This is a genomic window from Sphingomonas sp. 2378, assembly GCF_038084995.1.
Lineage (GTDB): Bacteria > Pseudomonadota > Alphaproteobacteria > Sphingomonadales > Sphingomonadaceae > Sphingomonas.
This window is the reverse complement of the sequence record NZ_JAXCMJ010000016.1, coordinates 1-18,653: the sequence shown is the minus strand read 5'-3', so window position 1 is coordinate 18,653 and position 18,653 is coordinate 1. Positions and strand designations below refer to the sequence as shown.

At 64.4% G+C, this 18,653-nt stretch carries 16 protein-coding genes; 7 read left to right on the top strand and 9 right to left on the bottom strand.

Annotated elements, in window-relative coordinates:
* Positions 1-3: 3 nt before the first annotated feature.
* The 3 genes from SM191_RS09950 to SM191_RS09940 are packed head-to-tail and all read right to left on the bottom strand — an operon-like array spanning position 4 to position 5,907.
* The gene (locus SM191_RS09950; protein ID WP_341506063.1) at positions 4-1,518 is read right to left on the bottom strand and encodes an efflux transporter outer membrane subunit; all 1,515 of its coding nucleotides are present in this window, start codon (positions 1,516-1,518) and stop codon (positions 4-6) included.
* A gap of 3 nt (positions 1,519-1,521) precedes the next feature.
* The gene (locus SM191_RS09945) at positions 1,522-4,707 is read right to left on the bottom strand and encodes an efflux RND transporter permease subunit (RefSeq protein WP_341506062.1); all 3,186 of its coding nucleotides are present in this window, start codon (positions 4,705-4,707) and stop codon (positions 1,522-1,524) included.
* 6 nt (positions 4,708-4,713) lie between these two features.
* Entirely contained in the window at positions 4,714-5,907 is a 1,194-nt protein-coding gene (locus SM191_RS09940; protein WP_341506061.1) for an efflux RND transporter periplasmic adaptor subunit, read from the bottom strand.
* A 102-nt stretch (positions 5,908-6,009) separates the two neighbouring features.
* Between SM191_RS09940 and SM191_RS09935 the strand changes: the two genes are divergently transcribed.
* Entirely contained in the window at positions 6,010-6,648 is a 639-nt protein-coding gene (locus tag SM191_RS09935) for a TetR/AcrR family transcriptional regulator (RefSeq protein WP_341506060.1), read from the top strand.
* A 38-nt stretch (positions 6,649-6,686) separates the two neighbouring features.
* A complete protein-coding gene (locus tag SM191_RS09930; protein ID WP_341506059.1) occupies positions 6,687-7,067 on the top strand; it encodes a hypothetical protein in 381 nt (126 codons plus the stop codon).
* A gap of 172 nt (positions 7,068-7,239) precedes the next feature.
* Here SM191_RS09930 and SM191_RS09925 read toward each other — a convergent pair whose 3' ends face one another.
* From SM191_RS09925 to SM191_RS09910, 4 genes are all read right to left on the bottom strand, one after another.
* Positions 7,240-7,887: an OmpA family protein gene (locus tag SM191_RS09925; RefSeq protein WP_341506058.1), complete on the bottom strand. Its 648-nt coding sequence runs from the start codon at positions 7,885-7,887 to the stop codon at positions 7,240-7,242.
* Positions 7,884-9,719: a cation:proton antiporter gene (locus SM191_RS09920; RefSeq protein WP_341506057.1), complete on the bottom strand. Its 1,836-nt coding sequence runs from the start codon at positions 9,717-9,719 to the stop codon at positions 7,884-7,886. The genes SM191_RS09925 and SM191_RS09920 overlap by 4 nt, the downstream gene beginning before the upstream one ends.
* A 147-nt stretch (positions 9,720-9,866) precedes the next feature.
* Positions 9,867-11,444, bottom strand: coding sequence for a glycoside hydrolase family 27 protein (locus SM191_RS09915; RefSeq protein WP_341506056.1), 1,578 nt, complete (start codon positions 11,442-11,444; stop codon positions 9,867-9,869).
* On the bottom strand, positions 11,444-12,250 hold the full coding sequence (locus SM191_RS09910) for a glycoside hydrolase (protein WP_307002786.1): 807 nt from the start codon (positions 12,248-12,250) through the stop codon (positions 11,444-11,446). The genes SM191_RS09915 and SM191_RS09910 overlap by 1 nt, the downstream gene beginning before the upstream one ends.
* 459 nt (positions 12,251-12,709) lie before the next feature.
* Between SM191_RS09910 and SM191_RS09905 the strand changes: the two genes are divergently transcribed.
* On the top strand, positions 12,710-13,057 hold the full coding sequence (locus SM191_RS09905; protein WP_341506055.1) for a hypothetical protein: 348 nt from the start codon (positions 12,710-12,712) through the stop codon (positions 13,055-13,057).
* On the opposite strand, the gene SM191_RS09900 is transcribed toward SM191_RS09905, so the two are convergent.
* A complete protein-coding gene (locus tag SM191_RS09900) occupies positions 13,044-13,430 on the bottom strand; it encodes a hypothetical protein (RefSeq protein WP_341506054.1) in 387 nt (128 codons plus the stop codon). The two genes, SM191_RS09905 and SM191_RS09900, sit on opposite strands and share 14 nt — an antisense overlap.
* Before the next feature lie 67 nt (positions 13,431-13,497).
* Here SM191_RS09900 and SM191_RS09895 point away from each other — a divergent pair, with 67 nt between their 5' ends.
* From SM191_RS09895 to SM191_RS09880, 4 genes are all read left to right on the top strand, one after another.
* Complete coding sequence (locus tag SM191_RS09895) at positions 13,498-15,069, top strand: recombinase family protein (RefSeq protein ID WP_341506053.1); 1,572 nt, start codon at positions 13,498-13,500, stop codon at positions 15,067-15,069.
* Positions 15,066-15,944 (top strand): plasmid partitioning protein RepB C-terminal domain-containing protein, encoded by an 879-nt coding sequence (locus SM191_RS09890; protein WP_341506052.1) that lies wholly within the window; start codon positions 15,066-15,068, stop codon positions 15,942-15,944. Before SM191_RS09895 ends, SM191_RS09890 begins: the two co-directional genes overlap by 4 nt.
* Before the next feature lie 35 nt (positions 15,945-15,979).
* Positions 15,980-16,837: a plasmid partitioning protein RepB C-terminal domain-containing protein gene (locus SM191_RS09885; RefSeq protein ID WP_341506051.1), complete on the top strand. Its 858-nt coding sequence runs from the start codon at positions 15,980-15,982 to the stop codon at positions 16,835-16,837.
* A gap of 388 nt (positions 16,838-17,225) precedes the next feature.
* Complete coding sequence (locus SM191_RS09880) at positions 17,226-17,981, top strand: restriction endonuclease (protein WP_341506050.1); 756 nt, start codon at positions 17,226-17,228, stop codon at positions 17,979-17,981.
* Between the two features lie 127 nt (positions 17,982-18,108).
* On the opposite strand, the gene SM191_RS09875 is transcribed toward SM191_RS09880, so the two are convergent.
* A partial coding sequence (locus tag SM191_RS09875; RefSeq protein WP_341506049.1) for a hypothetical protein occupies positions 18,109-18,653 on the bottom strand: 545 nt, incomplete at its 5' end.

Below are 18,653 nucleotides of genomic sequence, written 5' to 3'. Positions count from 1 at the left end.
CGGCTAGTTCAGCCCGCCGCCCAGCGAACGGTACAGTTCCACCATATTGCTCTCGCGATTGAGACGGGTGGTCACCAGCAACTGCTGCGCCGAATAGGCGGTGCGTTGGGAATCGAGCGTCGTCAGGAAGGACTCGACGCCCGTCCGATACCGCGCATCCGAGATTTTCAGCGCGACATTGGCCGCCTCCACCCGGGCCGTCTGCGCCGCGATCTGCTCGTCGATGGTGCCGCGTTGCGCCAGCGCGTCGGCAACTTCGCGGAACGCCGTCTGGACGGTCCTTTCATAGGTCGAGACGGCAGCCTGTTGCTGCGCGCGCGCGACGTCCAGATTGCCGCGAAGCCGTCCCCCGTCGAACAGCGGCAGCGAGACCGACGGCGCGCCGGTATAGGTGAAGCTGCCACCCGCGAAGAGGCCGCTGAGCGCGGTGCTGATCGTGCCTAGCGTCGCGGTCAACGAGATGCGCGGGAACATCGCCGCGCGCGCCGCGCCGATATTGGCGTTCTGCGCGATCAGTTGATGCTCGGCCTGCAACACGTCGGGGCGGCGCAGCAATATCTCGGACGACAGGCCGGTGGGCAGCACCGGCAAGGCCGCACCGCTTTCGCCCAATCCTTGCGGCAGCAGATCGACCTGCACCGGCGCGCCGACCAGCAGGTCGAGCGCGTTCCTGTCCTGCGCCACTCGCGTCTTCAGCACCGCGATGTCGTTGCGCGCGCCCTGATAGGTCGTCTCGGCCTGCCGCGCCTCGAGTTCGGAGGCGACGCCGATCCGAAACTGCGCGCGCGTCAGCTCCAGCGATTGCGCGAAGGATTTCAGCGACTCCTGCGAGATGCGCAACTGGTCCTGATCCGACGCATAGGTCAACCAGGCCGTCGCGATCTCGGCGATCAGGCTGATCCGCGTCGAACGCTGGGCTTCCTCGGTCGCGAAATACTGTTCCAGCGCGGCGCGGTTGAGATTGCGGACGCGCCCGAACAGATCCAGTTCGAAGGCCGAGAAACCGGCATTGACCGAATAGAATTCCAGATTGGACGCGGACGAGCCCACACCGACACCCAGGCCCGTGCCACCGGCTCCGGCGCCAGCACCGGTTCCCGTGCCGGTACCCGTCCCCGCCCCGGCGCCGCCGCCTGCCGCTCCGCCGAGCGCGCCCGCCGCACCCTGGATGTTGTTCGTATAGGTACCCGAACCCGACAGGGTGGTCGAAGGAACCAGATCCGCACGCTGGACCCGGTACTGCGCCCGTGCCTGCAACACATTGGCCGCCGCGATGCGCAGGTCGCGGTTGTTCTCAAGCCCCAGCGCGATGGTGCGGCGCAGGCGGTCGTCGGTAAAGAATTGCTGCCACCCGATCCTGGTCACATCGGGCGCGTCGGACGCCGCCGCCGGATAGATGCCGTCCTGGGGCAAAGTCGCGGGGACGGCGCCCACGGGGCGGACATATTTGGGGGCGAGATTGCACCCGGCCAGCGTCGTCGCCGCCAGCAGGGCCAAGGCAGATTTGGAACGGATCATGGATCAAACTCCCTGCACGGACGGCGTATCGGAGTGGCCATCGTCGCGCGGCTGCGTATCGCCTTCGGCCTTGCGGTTCTTGCTGCGGTCGAACAGCCGCATCACGACGACGAAGAACATCGGCACGAAGAAGATCGCCAGGATCGTCGCCGAGAACATGCCGCCCACCACCGCGCGACCGATGGCGTTCTGACCACCCGCGCCCGCGCCATTGGCGATGGCCAGCGGGAACACGCCGAAGATAAAGGCCAGGCTGGTCATCAGAATGGGCCGTAGGCGCAGCTTGGCGGCCTCGATCGCCGCGTCGAAGGCATTATAGCCCTCACGCATCCTTTCTTCGGCGAATTCGACGATGAGGATCGCGTTCTTCGCCGACACGCCGATCGTGGTGATCAGGCCCACTTGGAGATAGATGTCGTTGTTCAACCCGGTCAGCAGGGCGGCGAGCAGCGCGCCGACGACGCCCAGCGGCACCACCAGCATGACCGAGATCGGCACCGACCAGCTTTCGTACAGCGCGGCGAGGCACAGGAAGACGATCAGCAGCGACAGGCCATAAAGCGCGGGCGCCTGTCCCCCGGACAATTGCTCCTCATAGCTGAGGCCGGTCCAGTCGAGCCGGGTGCCGGGCGGCAGCTTCGCCTGCATCTCCTCCATCGCCTTCATCGCGGCCCCCGACGCCACGCCCGGCGCGGCCTGGCCCAGGATTTCCATCGAAGGCTGGCCGTTATAGCGGGTGAGCTGCATCGGCCCCTGCTTCCACGAGACGTTGGAGAAGGCGGTGAACGGCGCCATCGTGCCCGTGGAGCCGCGCACATAGAGGTCGCCAATATCCTCGGGCGCCATGCGATAGGCGGCATCGGCCTGGATATAGACGCGCTTCACGCGGCCCCGGTCGATGAAGTCGTTCACATAGGATCCGCCCCAGGCCGTCGCGATCGTGCTGTTGACGGTCGACAGGTCCAGGCCCAGCGCACGCGCCTTGTCCTGGTCGACATTGACCTTGAGTTGCGGCGCGTCGTCGAGCGCGTTGGGGCGCACGCCGACCAGCGACTTGTTCTGCGACGCCATGCCGAGCAACATGTTGCGCGCCGCCAGCAGCTTGTCATGGCCGATGCCGCTTTCGTCGACGAGCTGCATGTCGAAGCCGGTGGCATTGCCCAGCTCCTGGACAGCGGGCGGGATGACCGCGAAGATCAGGCCGTCATTATAGCGGGCGAACGCGCCCATCGCGCGGCCGATGATCGCCTGCGCCTTGTTCTGCGCGCCGGGGCGGTCCTTCCACTCCTTCATCGGAATGAACGCGATGCCGCTGTTCTGGCCCTGCCCCGCAAAGCTGAACCCGTTGATCGTGTAGACGCCGCGAATGGCGCTGCCCGCATCGCTCAGGAAATGGTCGCGGACGAGGTCGAGGCCCTTCTGGGTCCGCGCCGTGGTCGCCCCCGGCGGGCCCTGGACCAGCGCGATCATCACGCCCTGATCCTCGTCGGGCAGGAAGCCGCTCGGCAACCGCATGAACAGGAAGGCCATGCCTGCGACGATCAGCGCATAGGCGATCAGCGAACGCCCCCAGCGCCGGGCCGTCGAGCGCGCGCCCTTCTCATACCGGTCACGACCACGGTCGAACTTGTCGTTGAACCAGCGGAAGAAGCGCGCCAGCGGACCATGGCCCTCCCCCTTGTTGGGATCGTGCGGCTTCAGGATGGTGGCACAGAGCGCGGGCGTCAGGATCAGCGCGACGGCGACCGACAACACCATCGCCGAGACGATCGTGATCGAGAACTGGCGATAGATCACGCCGGTCGATCCGCCGAAGAACGCCATCGGCAGGAACACCGCCGACAGCACCGCCGCGATGCCGATCAGCGCGCCGGTGATCTCGTCCATCGACTTGCGGGCCGCCTCCTTGGGCGACAGATGCTCGGTGGTGATCAGCCGCTCGACATTCTCGACGACGACGATCGCGTCGTCGACCAGCAGGCCGATGGCCAGCACCATGCCGAACAGGGTCAGCGTGTTGATCGAATAGCCGAACGCCGCCAGCACCGCGAACGTCCCCGTCAGCACCACCGGCACCGCGATCGTCGGGATCAGCGTGGCGCGGAAATTCTGGAGGAAGAGGAACATGACGAGGAAGACGAGCACGACCGCCTCGACCAGCGTCTCGATCACCTGCTCGATCGACAGGCGCACGAAGGGCGAGGTGTCGTAGGGGAAGATGACCTTGACGTCGGAGGGGAACTCCTTCGCCAGCGCGTTCACCCGCTCCTTGACCGCGACGACGGTGTCGAGCGCGTTGGCGCCCGGTGCCAGCTTGATGCCGATGCCCGAGGCGGGCTTGCCGTTCCACTGCGCCGAGAAGGCGTAGTTCTCCGCGCCGATCGCGACGCGCGCGACGTCGCCCAGCCGGACGATCGACCCGTCGGTGTTGCTCTTCAGGCGGATTTGGGCGAACTGCTCAGGCGAGGTCAGGCGTGACGAGACCGAGACGGTCGCGTTGAGCATCTGTTCCTTGGGCGCGGGCTGCGCGCCGATCTGGCCCGCCGAAACCTGCGCGTTCTGCGCCGTGACCGCGTTGGTCACGTCCGCCATGGTCAGCGCATAATTGTTGAGCTTGATCGGATCGACCCAGATGCGCATCGCATATTGCGACCCGAAGATCTGGGTATCGCCGACACCGGTGACGCGCGACAGCGGATCGGAAATCCGCGAGGCGACGATATCGGCCAGATCGTCCGCGTCATGCTTGCCGTTTTCGGAATAGAGACCGACGAACAACAGGAAATTCTGCGTCGCCTTGGCGACGATGATGCCCTGGCGCTGGACCTCCTGCGGCAGCAGCGGGGTCGCCGCCTGCAGCTTGTTCTGGACCTGCACCTGCGCGATGTCGGGATCGGTCCCCTGCTCGAAGGTCAGCGTGATCGTCACGCTGCCCGCCGAGGAGGAGGAGGACGAGAAGTAGCGAAGGTGGTCGATCCCCTTCATCTGCTGCTCGATGATCTGGGTGGTCGTGTTCTCCAGCGTCTGGGCGTCGGCGCCCGGATAGGTGGCCGTGATCGACACCGCGGGCGGCGCGATCGCCGGGAACTGCGCGATTGGCAGCGTGCGCAGCGAGAGCAGGCCGGCGATGACGACCAGCACCGCCAGCACATAGGCGAAGATCGGGCGATCGATGAAATAGCGTGACATGGCTGGTTACTTCGCCTGTGCCTGTGCCTGGCCCGCTTGCGGCGATGCGCCGGCGGGCTTGGCGTTGGGATCCCACGGCTTGCCCTGCACCGGCATGCCCGGACGCAGCATCATGCCGCCCTCGACGATGATCTTGTCCCCGGGCTTCAGGCCGCTGGTGACGATCCAGTTGTCGCCGACCGACCGGCCGGTCTGGAGCGTGCGCGGCTCGACCTTGTTGCCCGTGCCGATCACCATGACCGTCGCCTGCCCCTTTTCATCGCGGCTGACCGCGCGCTGCGGCACCAGGAACGCCTTGGACTGAGTCCCCTCGACCAGCGAGGCGCGCACGAACATGCCGGGCAGCAACAGGCCGTTGGGATTTGGGAACAGCGCGCGGATCACCTGCGATCCGGTCGTCGGGTCGACGGTGACGTCGGCGAAGCGCAGCGTGCCCTGGGCACCATAGTCGCTGCCATCCTCCAGCGTCAGCTTGACGCGGGCATTGCCGTCGCGGGTCAACTGACCGCTCATGATCTGCCGCCGAAGCTTCAGCAGCTCGGCGCTCGGCTCTTGGATGTCGACATAGATGGGGTCGAGCCGCTGGATGGTGGCCAGCGCCTGGGTCTGCGAGGCGGACACCAGCGCGCCGGTCGTGAACACCGACCGGCCGATCCGCCCGGTGATCGGGGCGCGGATGGTGGTGCGCCCCAGATCGATCTGCGCGGTGCGCAAGGCGGCCTGCTGGGCCGCCACATCGGCACGGGCCTGCGCCGCGCTGGTCTGCGCGTTCTCATATTCCTGGCGGGCGATCGCGTTGATCTTGACCAGCTCGCCATAGCGGCGTGCCAGCGCGGCGCTCGACGCGATGCTCGCCTGCGCACGGGTCAGCGCGGCGCGGGCACTGGCGACCTGGGCCTGGTAGGGCGCGGGGTCGATACGGTATAGCGGCTGCCCCTGACGGACCACGTCACCCTCGACGAACAGCCTCTGGGTGATCAGGCCGTTGACCTGCGGGCGCACATCGGAGGTTTCGAAGGCGGTGGTCCTGCCCGGCAACTCGGTCGTGAGGGTGACAGGCTGTTCGCTCGCCACCACATAACCGACAGGGGACGGCCCCTGGGGCGCCTGCTGCTGCTGCTTGCCACCGCTGCCGCAGGCGGCCAGTGCGAGCAAGGCGCCGGATGCCAACACACGACCGAGAAGCCGATTGGAGGACATATCATTTCCCGCTTGAAAAATTGTTTGAGAGCGATCACTCACAAATAGCGCCGTTAGACCCGCCGTTCGAGCGCGTCAACATGGAATGAGAGAGGCCGTAACGTGTTGAATACCGACTGCCAGCCCCGGTCGCGCGCCGAAATGCGCCGACACAATATCAAGGAGGTGGCCCGGCGCCTGTTCGTCGAGAATGGCTTCCACGCGACGGGAATTGCCGCGATCGCCAAGGAATCGGGCGTCGCCGTTCAGCAGCTATACCGCGACTTCCCGTCGAAGGAGGACATCATCGCCGCGATCGTCGCGGCGGATTGCGAACGCATCGCGGACCAGGACACGCTCAACACGGCGCTGGCCGACAGGGATCGTGCGGGGATCATCGCCTGGCTCGTGTCGACGCCTTGCCGCAAGGACGAATGCGGCGACCGGCTGTTCCTGGAGATCGCGGCGGAGGCGGCGCGTAACGAGCGGATCAATGCGATCTTCCAGGACGTTCGGGCCCAGGCGTTCGAGAATATCAGCCGCGCCTTTGCCGGACTGATGGGCAGCGATACGGTGGAGAGCGAACACCGCACCCTCGCCCAGGCCTTCATGGTCATCTCCCTCGGCTCGGTCTGTGCGCGGACGCTCCATCAAGAGGCGGTGAAGCCGGCCAGCGACCTTTTGATCGACTGCCTGATCGAAGGGACAAATAGCGGAATATCCTTGGATCGACGGGGTTCTTTTCGCGACATGCCTCGTTGATGGACGCCGGCACGAGCCGGTCTGGAAAGGATCATGCGATGGCTGTCAAATTCGCCGGAACGATGAACGCGATCAACCGCGGCATCGAGAATACCAAGGCCGCCAAGGGCGCCGATATGGTAGAGGACTGGGAAGCCGCGCTGGCGGAAGTCGACACGCCGGGTGCGAAGGGCATTCTTCGCGACCTCGCCTCGCTCCGCAAGCAGCTGGAAAAGGACGAGCCCGACGCCGACCGCATCCACGACCTTCTCCACCGCCTGGGCACCGCGACGACGAAGATCGCCGACCGGGCGGACAAGTCGCAGGACAAGCTCAAGGCCCTCGGCCAGGCGCTGACCGAAGCGGGCGAAGAACAGGCCGATGAGGAAGAAGACCTCGAAGCCGCCGCCACGCCCAAGCGCGCGCGCAGCAAGAAGTGAGGGATGTCGGGGCGGCGGCGGTCTTGCTGCCGCCCCGACGACCATGCGGTCGGGGTTGATGGCTCACGTGACCGGAAGCGGGGCCAGCCGACGCCGTCGCTGTTCACGCCTTTTCACGCTTCGGAGAAATGGGACACCGAATTTCGGCGGCCGATGTCCGATTTGGGTGGCATCAGGGCACCTCGTTCGCCTCCCCGACTGGCGCTGTCTTGGGCAGGTCCACCTTGATCTCCACGCGCCGGTTCTTGTCGCGGCCTTCCGGATCGTCCGAGCCGTCGAGCTTGCGGTTGGGCGCCACGGGGCGGGATTCGCCCAGCGCCACGACGGTGATCCGGTCGGCGGCGACGCCCTTTTTGACCAGATAATCCCGCGCCGCCTCTGCGCGGTGGCGGGAAGCGAGCAGGTTGGCCGCATCCGAGCCGGTCGAGTCGCTATGCCCCCAGATCGTGATCGGCCCGCCCAGGGCCAGGACCGGATCGGCCAGCAGCGTGTCGAGCTGCGCCATGCCCGCCTGGTCCATCTGCGCCCCCTTGGCGGGGAAGGGGATGGTCATCTCGACGGGTTCGGCGGGCGGCGTCGGGGTCGGCGAGGGTGCGATATCCGGGCGGATGATCGACTTCTTGGCCTCTTCCGGTTCGGCCGCCGCCAGGTCGTTGCCGGGCATCGCCGCATTATTCTCGACCGCCTCATCGGCTTCGACCGCCGCCGCCTCGTTACCGGCGGGCGCGCCGCCGCCCGGCTGGCAGGCGGTGATGCCCAGGCCGATCATGCCCGCCGCGATCGCGCGCGCGGTCCGGTTGCTCCATGTCGATATCGTCATGCGACATCCCCTCCGATGTGACTGGACTGTTTAGCGTCGGGATCGCCGTGGCGCGAGGGCCCGTAGGACACGACGATATCGCCGGTCTGCGGAGTCGGTCGTGCCGCATGGGTGAAGAAGCGGATGCGACCGTCCTTGCGCAGCACGAACAGCATGTCGGCCTCGTCGGGCAGTGCCGAGCGGGCATGGTCGAAGTTGAACTGCTCGCTGATCCGCGTCTTGCGGAACGTCCATCCCGCCGCCTCGCGTTGCAGGATATCCTCCACCCCGTGGCCGGTGGTGAACATGGCCCGGCCGCGCAAGGCTTCGGGCAGGCTGCGATGATCCTCGTCGTCGCCGCTACCGCCGAGCTGATAGACGGAGTCGCGGCCGATATCATGCGCGAACTCGTTGCAGACCAGCGCATTATACGCCTCGTTGTCGGTCGTCGCGACCAGCACCTGGAACTGGGTCAGGTCCAGCCGCTCCTCGGTCGTCTCGGCCAGGATTTCGCCATGATAGGTCCCGATCCCCGCCTGGCGCGGGCCGGACAGCCTCTGCCAGCTGGTATCGGCGATCGTCACCGGCAGCCCCAGCGACTGGATCTGCTGGGCCAGCGAGATGCTCCACGGCGTGCTGCCGACGATCAACAGGCCCTTCTGGGTCGCCCCGGTGACCTTCAGCCAGCGCGCGACATAGCGGATGCTGAAACCATGGGCGATGATCGTCGCGACCACCACGGCGAAGGACAGGGTGACCAGGATATTGCCGTTGCCATAGCCCAGCTGGTCGAGGCGCAATGCGAACAGCCCCGACACCGCGACCGCGACGACGCCGCGCGGCGCGATCCAGGCGACCAGCAGCCGCTCGTTCCAGGGAATCTTGCTGAAGGCCAGGGCGATCAGCACGGTCGCCGGGCGGACCAGGAACAGCAGCGCGAAGAGGAACGCGGCAAAGCGCCATTCGAACAGGCGCAGCACGTTCAGGTCCAGCGACGCCGAGAGCAGGACGAACACGCCCGAGATCAGCAGGACCGTCACATTCTCCTTGAAGGGATGGATGTCGCGCAACGAATCCAGCCGCATATTGGCGACCGCCACGCCCATCACGGTGACCGCGAGCAGCCCCGTTTCCTGCTGGATCAGGTTCGACAGGACGAAGGTACCGATGACCGCGACGAGCAGCACCGGCGCCTTCAGATATTCCGGCACATGGCCGCGCGGAAAGGCCCAGGCGATCGCGCGCGCCATGCCATAGCCGATCAGCCCCGACACCACCGCCGCCCCGAGCAGCGCGACGACGACGGACAGCAGCGTCCCTCCCTGGTCGACGCGGCGCAGATATTCATAGGTGATGACCGCGCACAGCGCCCCGAAGGGATCGTTGACGATCGCCTCCCATTTCAGGATCGCGCGGGGCCGCGCGGCGATATTGCTCTGGCGCAACAGGGGTATGACCACGGTCGGGCCGGTCACCACCAGGATACCGGCGAACAGGATCGCCACCGGCCAGACCAGCCCGGCGACATAATAGCAGGCGAGCGAGCCCAGCACCCAGCCCAGCGGGATGCCGATCATCATCAGCCGCGTCACCGCGCCTTCGGTCTTGCGCAACTCGCGGAAGTTGAGGCTGAGCCCGCCCTCGAACAGGATCAGCGCGACGGCGACGGATATCATGGGTTCGAGCAGATCGCCGAACGTATGTTCGGGAATGATCACGCCGGTGATCGGCCCGGCGATGACGCCGGCGGCCAGCATCAGCGCGATGGCCGGCCACCCCGTCCGCCACGCGATCCACTGCGCGCCGATCCCCAGAACACCGATCAGCGCCATGACGAGAGCTTTTTGTTCCATATCGCCGCTTAACCTCTGGCGTCCCCAAAGGTAACCGCACGGCTGCTTTTGCCGCATAAAGCCGCTGGCCGGGGGGAGGTGAAAACCGCCCGGCATGGACTTCCCGGTCCGACGGAACAATGGCTTATCGGGATGAGGTAACGGGACTCATCGCCCCTCGACCGGCTCGATCCGCAGCAGGACGACGCCGTGCGGCGCGACGGTCGGCACCACTTCGTCCCCTGCCAGTTCGCGATCCTCGAACAGGTCGCGCACCCGGACCGCACCGGCCAGTCCGCTATCCTCGGGGAGCAGCCGCGCGCGTTGCGCCAGGGTGGTGCGGTTGAAGATCGCGACGGCCACCGACCCGTCGGACAGCCGCTTGCGCCATAGCTCGACCCCCTCGGCGCGGCGGATGCGGTGGCCCTGCTCGCCCAGCCGGTCCTGGTCGATGGCGATCACCGCGCGCATGGCCAATAGGCGACGGGTATCGTCGGTCATCCGGCGCAGGTCGTGGCCCATGATCAGCGGCGCCGCCTGCATCGCCCATAACGCCATATGGGTGCGATATTCGTCGCGCGTCATCCCGCCATTGCCGACCTCCAGCATGTCGGGATCGTTCCAGCCGCCGGGGCCGTGATGGGGGAAGCGCGGATTCCGCTCGAAGCCGATATCCGCCATCGTCTTGTAATCGTCGGTGATGTCACCGGTCGTGCGCCACACATGCCCGCCGACCGACCGGCCCCAGTCGGCGACGTCGAACCGTCCATATTCGCACAGCGAGAACAGGATGGGCCGCCCGGTCGCACGCAATGCCTGGCCCATTGCGTGATAGGCCTGCTTCACGCGCTCGGCCGTGTCGTAGAACCATTCGCCCGAACACAGGTCGTATTTCAGATAATCCACGCCCCAGGCCGCGAAGGTCCGGGCGTCCTGCGCGACATGGCCGTAACTGCCCTCATAGCCTGCACAGGTGCGCGGCCCCGGCGCGCTGTAGATGCCGAGTTTCAGCCCCCTGGCGTGAACATAATCGGCCAGCGCCTTCATGTCCGGAAAGCGATCATTGGCCCGCAGCGCCCCGTCCGGGCCGCGTGTCCCCTGCCAGCCATCGTCGATATTGACATAGACATAGCCCGCATCGCGCAGACCGCTGGTCACCAGCGCGTCGGCCATCGCCCGGATGGTGGCGTCATCGATCCTGTCGGCGAACCTGTTCCAGCTCGACCAACCCATGGGCGGCGTCGCGGCCAGGCCATCGGGGGCGAGCGTCCCCAGCGGCGGCAGCGGGGCGGCGGGCCGAAAGGCCAGGCGACGCACCTCCTGCGGGGTGCCGCGCCGACCGTGCTGGGCGATATCGCCATGCCAGATACCGCCCTTCAGCAGGACACTCCGCCTGCCGTCGAAGGTCGCGGTCCAGTGGCGCGTCGGACGATCGCGATCGTTGATGTTACGGGTATCGAAGTGCAGCGTGGCCCCGCGCAGCACGATGCCACGCATCTCCACGTCGCCATACCAGCGGCTGGTCAGCCGCCCGACCATGCCGCGCCCCTTCGGCTCGACCCGCATCATCGTGATGCCCGGATAGTCGGCCACATCGTCGAAGACCCAGGTCCCCGCCGGCCGAACCTCCGCCGCGACAAGCCCCGGCCAGGCGAGCGGCGCCAGCATCGTGACCAGCCATAGGGCCATCCAGCGGCGCAGACGCGCGGGAGTGACCGCCCGGCCCGGCGTCCGTCCGGCGCGCATCAGCAGACCTCCGCAGTGGAGCGGGGCAGAGGCCCGGACGGCACGCGCGCCGGGTGATCGTAGAAGACATCGGCATCGAGATGATGCCGATCGCCATAGACCTCGGCCAGCAGCGCATAGAGCGCCGGATCATAGGCACGCAGATCCTGATCCGACAGGATGCGCTGTCCGTCGACCACCGCCAGCTTGTTGGAGTTGAACCAGAATTGCGTGCCCTCCGCCCAATATTCCTCGGCGGTGGTTTCGCCATATTCGCCCTTCCAAAGGCCCCTGGCCTTCGCCTCGGCATAGCGCGCCTTGATCCGCGCGAAGAGGTCGGGGTCCGCGACCTCGATCCCGGTCATGATCTCGTGCGAAAATTCATGGACGAAGATGTTCTCGCCGAAATATCGGGTCCCCGGCCGCCCGAGCAGATTCTCCTCCGCGCCGCTGGTCAGCAACCCGCCCATGCCGCGTGCACGACCATTCCAATAGTCGCGGTCGCTCAGCCGCCCGATTCGTTCGTCATAATGTTTGCGTTCACAAAAGGTCAGGACCGGGTCGTCGCGTTCCGGCTTCTTCCAGTCGGCCTGTTCGGGAAGATCGGTCGTCCCCTCCGTCTCCGCCATGATCGCGATCCGCGCACCGCTCTTTCTCAGCGCGAGCAGGATGTCCGGGCGATGCGCCAGCATCTGGACGGCGATCTTGCGCGCCCGCCGCATGGCCGCCGGAGAGACCTGGCTGGACGCAGTGACTGGAATCCCCCCGGCGTCGAGATACCGGGTATAGAATGGAGCGAGTTTCAGCGCGGCGGGCGGCGGCCTCATGGGCGCGCAGGCGCTGGCTCCCAAAGCGGCCAGCAGGCCGAAGGTGAGCGATGGGATGCGGACGTGCCCCCTGGTTCGCAGACCTTCATCACGTTCTCTTCGGGTCCGCCCACATCCAGCAGCCATAAGTCCAACCTTTGTATTTCGTATACGAAGATTGGGCTATGCCGAACGGCTTGTCCAGTCTGAAACCTGTGCCCTCATCATCCCGCCCGCGATCAGGCGAAGGAGTAAGCCCGCCAAGGCTCCGCTGCCACGAAATCCTCCGGCGGGATGCCAGCCGTCGACAGCGCCCAGGCCAATTTCCGCACCGGCGCATCCCAGTGACTGCCACCACCGAAGGTTCGCCGCGCGCTGTGCCAGCGTGAGCGAATGCTAGCCCCGGCGTTTCCTTCATCCGCGCCGGGGCTAGTTCATTCTTGCTTAGCCGTTCTGCGATGATTGCGATACAAAGCCCGAATGGTGGGCGTAGCAGCGAGTGCAGATAGCAAATCGATCGTCATCCTTGGACATGGATTGGCGATTACGGAAGAATTTGAGTTATCCACTGGCATCGTCGTCTCGCCAGCTATTCCGAAGCTGGACCTTCAGGCAACGGTAGCGGGATGCAATCATTTCGGCGACTACGCTGCTGCACTACATCCGAACTTGATCGGCTTGCGGTTGCAACCAACGTTACGTGAGATCAAGGGCGGGCATTATGGCGGACAGGGTGCCATAATGGCCACTAAACCACTGCAAAACAATGGTTTTTGGCGGGCTGCGCCAGACCCGGATGAGCACTATGTCTACGCTATACCCCTCTAAGTCCCTCTTCGCGACCGCCTAATAGGCCGTCCAACGTGGTGACGGCCTCGGCAAGCCGTGCCTTCGCCTCGGAAACGTCGATCTCTCGGAGAAGATCGTCGCGGTCGGCGTGGCGGAGGACAAGCCGAAGCACCTGGTCGGAATGGCGCATCAATGTGATGAGGCACTCGCCGCTGGGGCCGTTGCACGCCTGAAACCAGTTCTTGACGGTGCGCTCGTTGCAGCCTGTGATCCGAGCGACCTCCTTCACCTTATGCGGCCGGTCGCCAAATTCGACGGCGAGCGCGGCAGCGATCTCGCGGGCGAACATCGCGGCATCAAGCGTCGAATGTAGCGCCCCATCACGGTGGGACTGAAAAGTTCGCGCCTTCATGGACCAAGACATCCCCTCTTGCACGGGATACGGCTGACCCAATTCAACACAGAAGAGCTACATTCTCGTGGCAGCAGCGGAGCGGTCTGAAAGTCTCGATAGTGCGCCCCCGGCCAGGACGCGGGCCGCGCGCTACGTCCGCATGTCCACCGATCATCAACGCTATTCGACTGAAAATCAGGCGGACGCGATCAACGAGTATGCGGCGCGGCGTGGCTTCGACATCGTGCGTACCTATGCCGATGAAGGACGGAGCGGCCTCAACATCGCTGGTCGCGAGTCACTGAAGTCGCTGATCGACGATGTTCGCAACGGCCGCACCGATTTCACGGCGATCCTCGTCTACGACATCAGTCGCTGGGGTCGTTTTCAGGACGCCGACGAGAGCGGCTATTATGAGTTCGTGTGCCGCGAGGCCGGCATCACCGTCCACTACTGCGCCGAACCGTTCGAGAACGACGGCAGTCCCAGCTCGACAATTATGAAGAGCGTGCGCCGCGTCATGGCGGGGGAGTTCAGCCGCGACCTCTCGACGAAGGTCTTTGCCGGCCAATGCCGGCTCGTCACGCTGGGCTATCGTCAGGGCGGACCTGCCGGGTATGGATTGCGGCGGCAACTCGTCGACGAGAAGGGGCAGCCAAAGACCGAGCTTCAAGCCGGCGAGCAGAAGAGCCTCCAGACCGATCGCGTCGTGCTGGTGCCGGGTCCACCGGATGAAGTGGAGACGGTCCGCCGAATCTACCGCCTATTCGTCGAGGAACGTCGTTCCGAGCGCGAGATCGCTGTGATCCTCAACGAGGAAGGGCGGAGAACGGATCTTGGCAGACCATGGACGCGAAGCGCCGTTCACCAGATTCTGAGCAACGAAAAGTATGTCGGCAACAACGTCTACAATCGCGTCTCCTTCAAGCTGAAGAAGAAGCGGGTGGTGAACCCGCCGGACATGTGGATCAGGGGCGATGGGGCGTTCGAAGCCATCGTCGATCCGTCTTGGTTCCAGGCTGCCGCGAGGATTCTGGAGGAGCGAGCGCGGCGATTCTCGGACGACGATATGCTGCGGATGCTGTCCGATCTGCTGGCGTCGCGCGGTCTTCTATCAGGGTTGGTCATCGACGAGATCGAGGAGATGCCTTCGGCCGCCAGCTATCGCCATCGCTTCGGCAGCCTGCTCCGCGCGTACCAACTCGTCGGCTACGCGCCGGATCGCGACTATCGTTACATCGAAACCAATCGTCATCTTCGCCTGCTGCATCCCGAGATCGTCAGCGAGGTCACGCAAGGGATCGAGGCTACGGGCGGCGCGGTCGGTATCGACGCCGCGACCGACCTGCTGACCGTGCATAGCGAGCTGACGGTGTCGATCGTGGTCGTCCGATGCCACGCAACGCCGGCTGGCACGCTTCGTTGGAAGCTTCGCCTAGATACGGGTCTGCGGCCGGACCTTACGATCGTCGCGCGGCTGGACGCCGATAACAGGCGCCCAAAGGACTTCTACATCCTGCCCTGGATTGATGTCGGATCGCGCGAGACCTTGAAGATGGCCGAATTGAACGGCCTCCACCTCGATGCTTATCGGGTCGACGACCTCGCCCCGCTTTACCACCTGCTGCGCCGCAGCCCGATGCCGAGGGCCGCATGACCGAAGTCGCAACCGACATCGTATCGATCCCGCTCGCCGCGATCGAGGTACTCAATCCCCGTATCCGCAACCGTCGCATCTTCGAAGAACTCGTCGAGAGCATCCGGGCGGTCGGGCTGAAGAAGCCGATCACCGTTACGCGAAAGGCAAACGGGAATCGCTACGAGTTGGTTTGTGGTCAGGGTCGCATGGAGGCTTTCATCGCCCTCGGGCAGATGGAGATACCGGCGGTCGTCATCGAAGCGTCGCGGGAAGACTGCTACGTCATGAGCCTGATCGAGAACCTCGCTCGTCGCAACCATTCGCCCCTCGAATTGATCCGCGAGGTCGGCGCCATGCGTGAACGTGGCTACGATTACGCGCAGATCGCGGCCAAGATCGGCTTCAGTCCCGAATATGCCTGGTCGATCTGCTTCCTGCTCGAACGTGGCGAGGAACGGCTGCTCGACGCGGTCGAGCGCGGCGTCGTACCGCATACTATTGCCGTGGAGATCGCCCGGGCGAACGACACCGAGGTGCAGCGCGCATTGACGGAAGCCTATGAAACGAAGGCGCTTCCGGGCGATCAGGTGCTCGCGATCCGGCGAATCGTCGATGAACGCAATCAGATCGGCAAGGGCGTGAAGTCGATCAGCCGGCCTCAGAAGTCCACGAAGACCACCGCTGCCGCGCTCGTGCGCAGCTATCGGCGAGAAATCGACCGGCAGAAACTGATCGTGAAGAAGGCGGCACTGGCGCAAGGACGCCTGATCTTCATCGTCAACGCGCTGCGCCGGCTTTTGGAAGAGGAGCATTTCGTGACCCTGCTGCGTGCGGAGTCGATCGGCACGCTCCCGCAGCCCCTCGCGGAGCGCATCGGCGTACAGGAGGCGTGATGGCCGAACAGGTTCATATCGGGTTCGAACGGCAGGTGCTCGTCATCCGGCTGGCCGACATCCTGCCTCTCCGCCGGCTGGCGCCGAATGTCGCCCGTTCCAAACGCTATGCACGCATAGCGACGTCGATCGCGGAAGTCGGTGTCATCGAACCGCTCCCGGTTTCGAAGGCGAATGCTGACGGGAAGCATCTGCTGCTGGATGGCCATCTCCGCTATCATGCTCTGTGTGATCGCGGCGAGGAAAGCGTCCGCTGCGTCATCGAGGACGATGACGAGAGCTTCACCTACAACAAGCGGGTGAACCGCCTCGCGACGGTGCAGGAGCATTACATGATCGAGCGTGCGCTCGAACGCGGTGCTTCCGCCGAGAAGATCGCGCGCGCACTCGGGATGGACGTAAAATCGCTGACCAAGCGGCGCACGATGCTCGACGGGATCGCTCCGGACGTGATCGACCTGCTCAAGGATCGGACCGTCAGCAAGGCAATCTTCGACGCATTGCGCAAGATGAAGCCTCTGCGCCAGTATGAAGCCGCTGACCTCATGGTCCAGGCCGGCAATCTCACCGCCGGTTATGCCAAGGCGTTGCTCGCTGGCACCAAGCAGAGCGATCTCGTCGCCCCGGAGAAGCCGAAGCGGCTGAACGGGCTATCGCCCGAGCAGATGGCGCGGATGGAGCGCGAGCTTGAAGTGGTTAGCCGGGATTTCAAGGCGGTGGAGCGGACGTTCGGCGACGACGTGCTCCATCTCGTTCTTGCGTCGCGATATGTCGGCCGTTTGATGGCAAACGACAGCGTGGTTGCGTACCTCGAAAAGCGGCACGGCGACATGCTGGTCGAGCTTCGGAGCATCGTGGCTGCCACATCGCTGGAGCAAGGGACGGCGGTTTAGGACAGGTACGTGAAATGGCGGTAATCGGCCGCCTTCGCGTAGCCATAGCGGGCAATATCGGGAAAACGGCGGCGGGCCCCGCCAGACCCGGATGAGCACTATGTCTACGCCATAGCCCTCTAAACCTCTCTTCCATACCGCTAGCTCCATGTCGGTTGTCGATCTGGTGGCTACGCTGGGAAAGAATGGCGGCAGTCGATCGGCAGCTACGCCTTCCTCCCGCTTCGTCACCCAATTTCCGGGCGTCATCGGCCTCGACCGTGCGAAAGCTTCTCGTGGCGAGGACCGAATTTCCGGACCGAGGCTCCACACGCCATGTTCAGACCTATTGAGGCATCGTCCGATTCGTCATCTTTGACTACGGTGAAAAAATGCATCGGGAGCTGTCATGTCGAGCAATGGGTGGGAAGACTGGAAGCTATATGAGCGCATGGTGGCACGTTTGATGGCCGACGAGCTTTCGACCGATCTTTGCGTCACCCCCAATGCCTCAATCCGGGGATCAATCACCGGGATAAAGCGGCAGATCGACGTGCTTATCGAAACCAGACACGATACGGATAATACAAGACGCGTTATCGTCGATGCGAAGCGGCGTAAGCGCAAGATCGACGTGAAGGATGTGGAAGCCTTTCGCGGCATGATGGAAGACGTAGGAGCTACCCACGGGTATCTCGTTTGTCCTCGTGGGCATACAGCAGCGGCTGAAAAGCGAGCGCAAACATCGGTGAGCATACGCTTGTTGCCGCTCGATCACCTCGAAAACTTCGATCCCAGAACTTGGCCTAGTTGCTTACGTCCCAAATGCAGCAAAGGACGTATTTTCTGGGATGGCTATCCAGAGATCTCACTGAGGCTTATGGATTCCAGCGGAAAGGAGATTAGGCGCGCCTTCATTCACAGTGTTGGGAAATGCGATTTTTGCGGGGTCTTCCACGTCGAATGCAGAGAATGCCGAGAAATATTGAGGATCCCTGACGACGACGATGCAGACGTAGGTCATCAGTGCGCTTGTCGACTGCCGTGGTTTTGGCTGGCCTCAGTCGAGATGGACGACAAAGGTGCGCAATCCGCCGAACTTCATCTCGTGATGGGACATGGCGAAGTTCGGACCGTAAACCGGAGATCCCTTTCCACCGCTTAAATCGATAGGCAGGTGACTAACTGTCGCGATAGGATTTAGGTAGGGCGGCGAACTGATCTCCCGAGCTTGACAAATCGAAGTTTCTGAACTTGAAGCACGGTAACGAACTGGAACGCACGCGATGGGACTATCGCTCCCAGCGTGTCTCGGTCGCGAGATATTCCCATATAACCGTCTTCACCGTCACGGCGTCGGACCAATCGATGGAGTAGCGGTAGCGGCCAGGCTCCACCGTGACCCATCCGCCAACCATCGCCTCTTCGTCGAGCAACTGGACGGTCATACGGCTGCCAACCTCCGGCCAGACCGCGAAGTCGCCGCCGGTGCCGGCCGTTTCGAAGGCATCTCGCTGCGCGGCGTCCAGTCGCTCCAGTGGAACGAAAGCGACATGATCCGGATCGGCAAGCAGCGGCTCGCCGATTTCGTGATAGGCGTGACCGCGTGCGTTCTTGACGATCACACGCCGGACTTTCGCCGAGTCCGGGAAGAGCGTGAACGGTTGCAGGCTATCGAAAAGGAGAAGCTGCCCGTCCGGCCCTCTCTTGAGAGATCGGACCACGTCCCGGTTGCTCCTGACGTGACCCCGGTCTTTCATCCAGCGGCAACCAGAGACCGACCGTGGTTTTCGCGCATAAGCGCAGGTGAAGCAACGGGCGGGGTTAACCCCGCCCG

What these genes read in the sequence shown, in the direction of transcription:
- SM191_RS09950 (WP_341506063.1), bottom strand. Translation starts at nt 1,518, where the DNA reads ATGATCCGTTCCAAATCTGCCTTGGCCCTGCTGGCGGCGACGACGCTG.
- SM191_RS09945 (WP_341506062.1), bottom strand. Translation starts at nt 4,707, where the DNA reads ATGTCACGCTATTTCATCGATCGCCCGATCTTCGCCTATGTGCTGGCG.
- SM191_RS09940 (WP_341506061.1), bottom strand. Translation starts at nt 5,907, where the DNA reads ATGTCCTCCAATCGGCTTCTCGGTCGTGTGTTGGCATCCGGCGCCTTG.
- SM191_RS09930 (WP_341506059.1), top strand. Translation starts at nt 6,687, where the DNA reads ATGGCTGTCAAATTCGCCGGAACGATGAACGCGATCAACCGCGGCATC.
- SM191_RS09925 (WP_341506058.1), bottom strand. Translation starts at nt 7,887, where the DNA reads ATGACGATATCGACATGGAGCAACCGGACCGCGCGCGCGATCGCGGCG.
- SM191_RS09920 (WP_341506057.1), bottom strand. Translation starts at nt 9,719, where the DNA reads ATGGAACAAAAAGCTCTCGTCATGGCGCTGATCGGTGTTCTGGGGATC.
- SM191_RS09915 (WP_341506056.1), bottom strand. Translation starts at nt 11,444, where the DNA reads ATGCGCGCCGGACGGACGCCGGGCCGGGCGGTCACTCCCGCGCGTCTG.
- SM191_RS09910 (WP_307002786.1), bottom strand. Translation starts at nt 12,250, where the DNA reads ATGAGGCCGCCGCCCGCCGCGCTGAAACTCGCTCCATTCTATACCCGG.
- SM191_RS09905 (WP_341506055.1), top strand. Translation starts at nt 12,710, where the DNA reads ATGGTGGGCGTAGCAGCGAGTGCAGATAGCAAATCGATCGTCATCCTT.
- SM191_RS09900 (WP_341506054.1), bottom strand. Translation starts at nt 13,430, where the DNA reads ATGAAGGCGCGAACTTTTCAGTCCCACCGTGATGGGGCGCTACATTCG.
- SM191_RS09890 (WP_341506052.1), top strand. Translation starts at nt 15,066, where the DNA reads ATGACCGAAGTCGCAACCGACATCGTATCGATCCCGCTCGCCGCGATC.
- SM191_RS09880 (WP_341506050.1), top strand. Translation starts at nt 17,226, where the DNA reads ATGTCGAGCAATGGGTGGGAAGACTGGAAGCTATATGAGCGCATGGTG.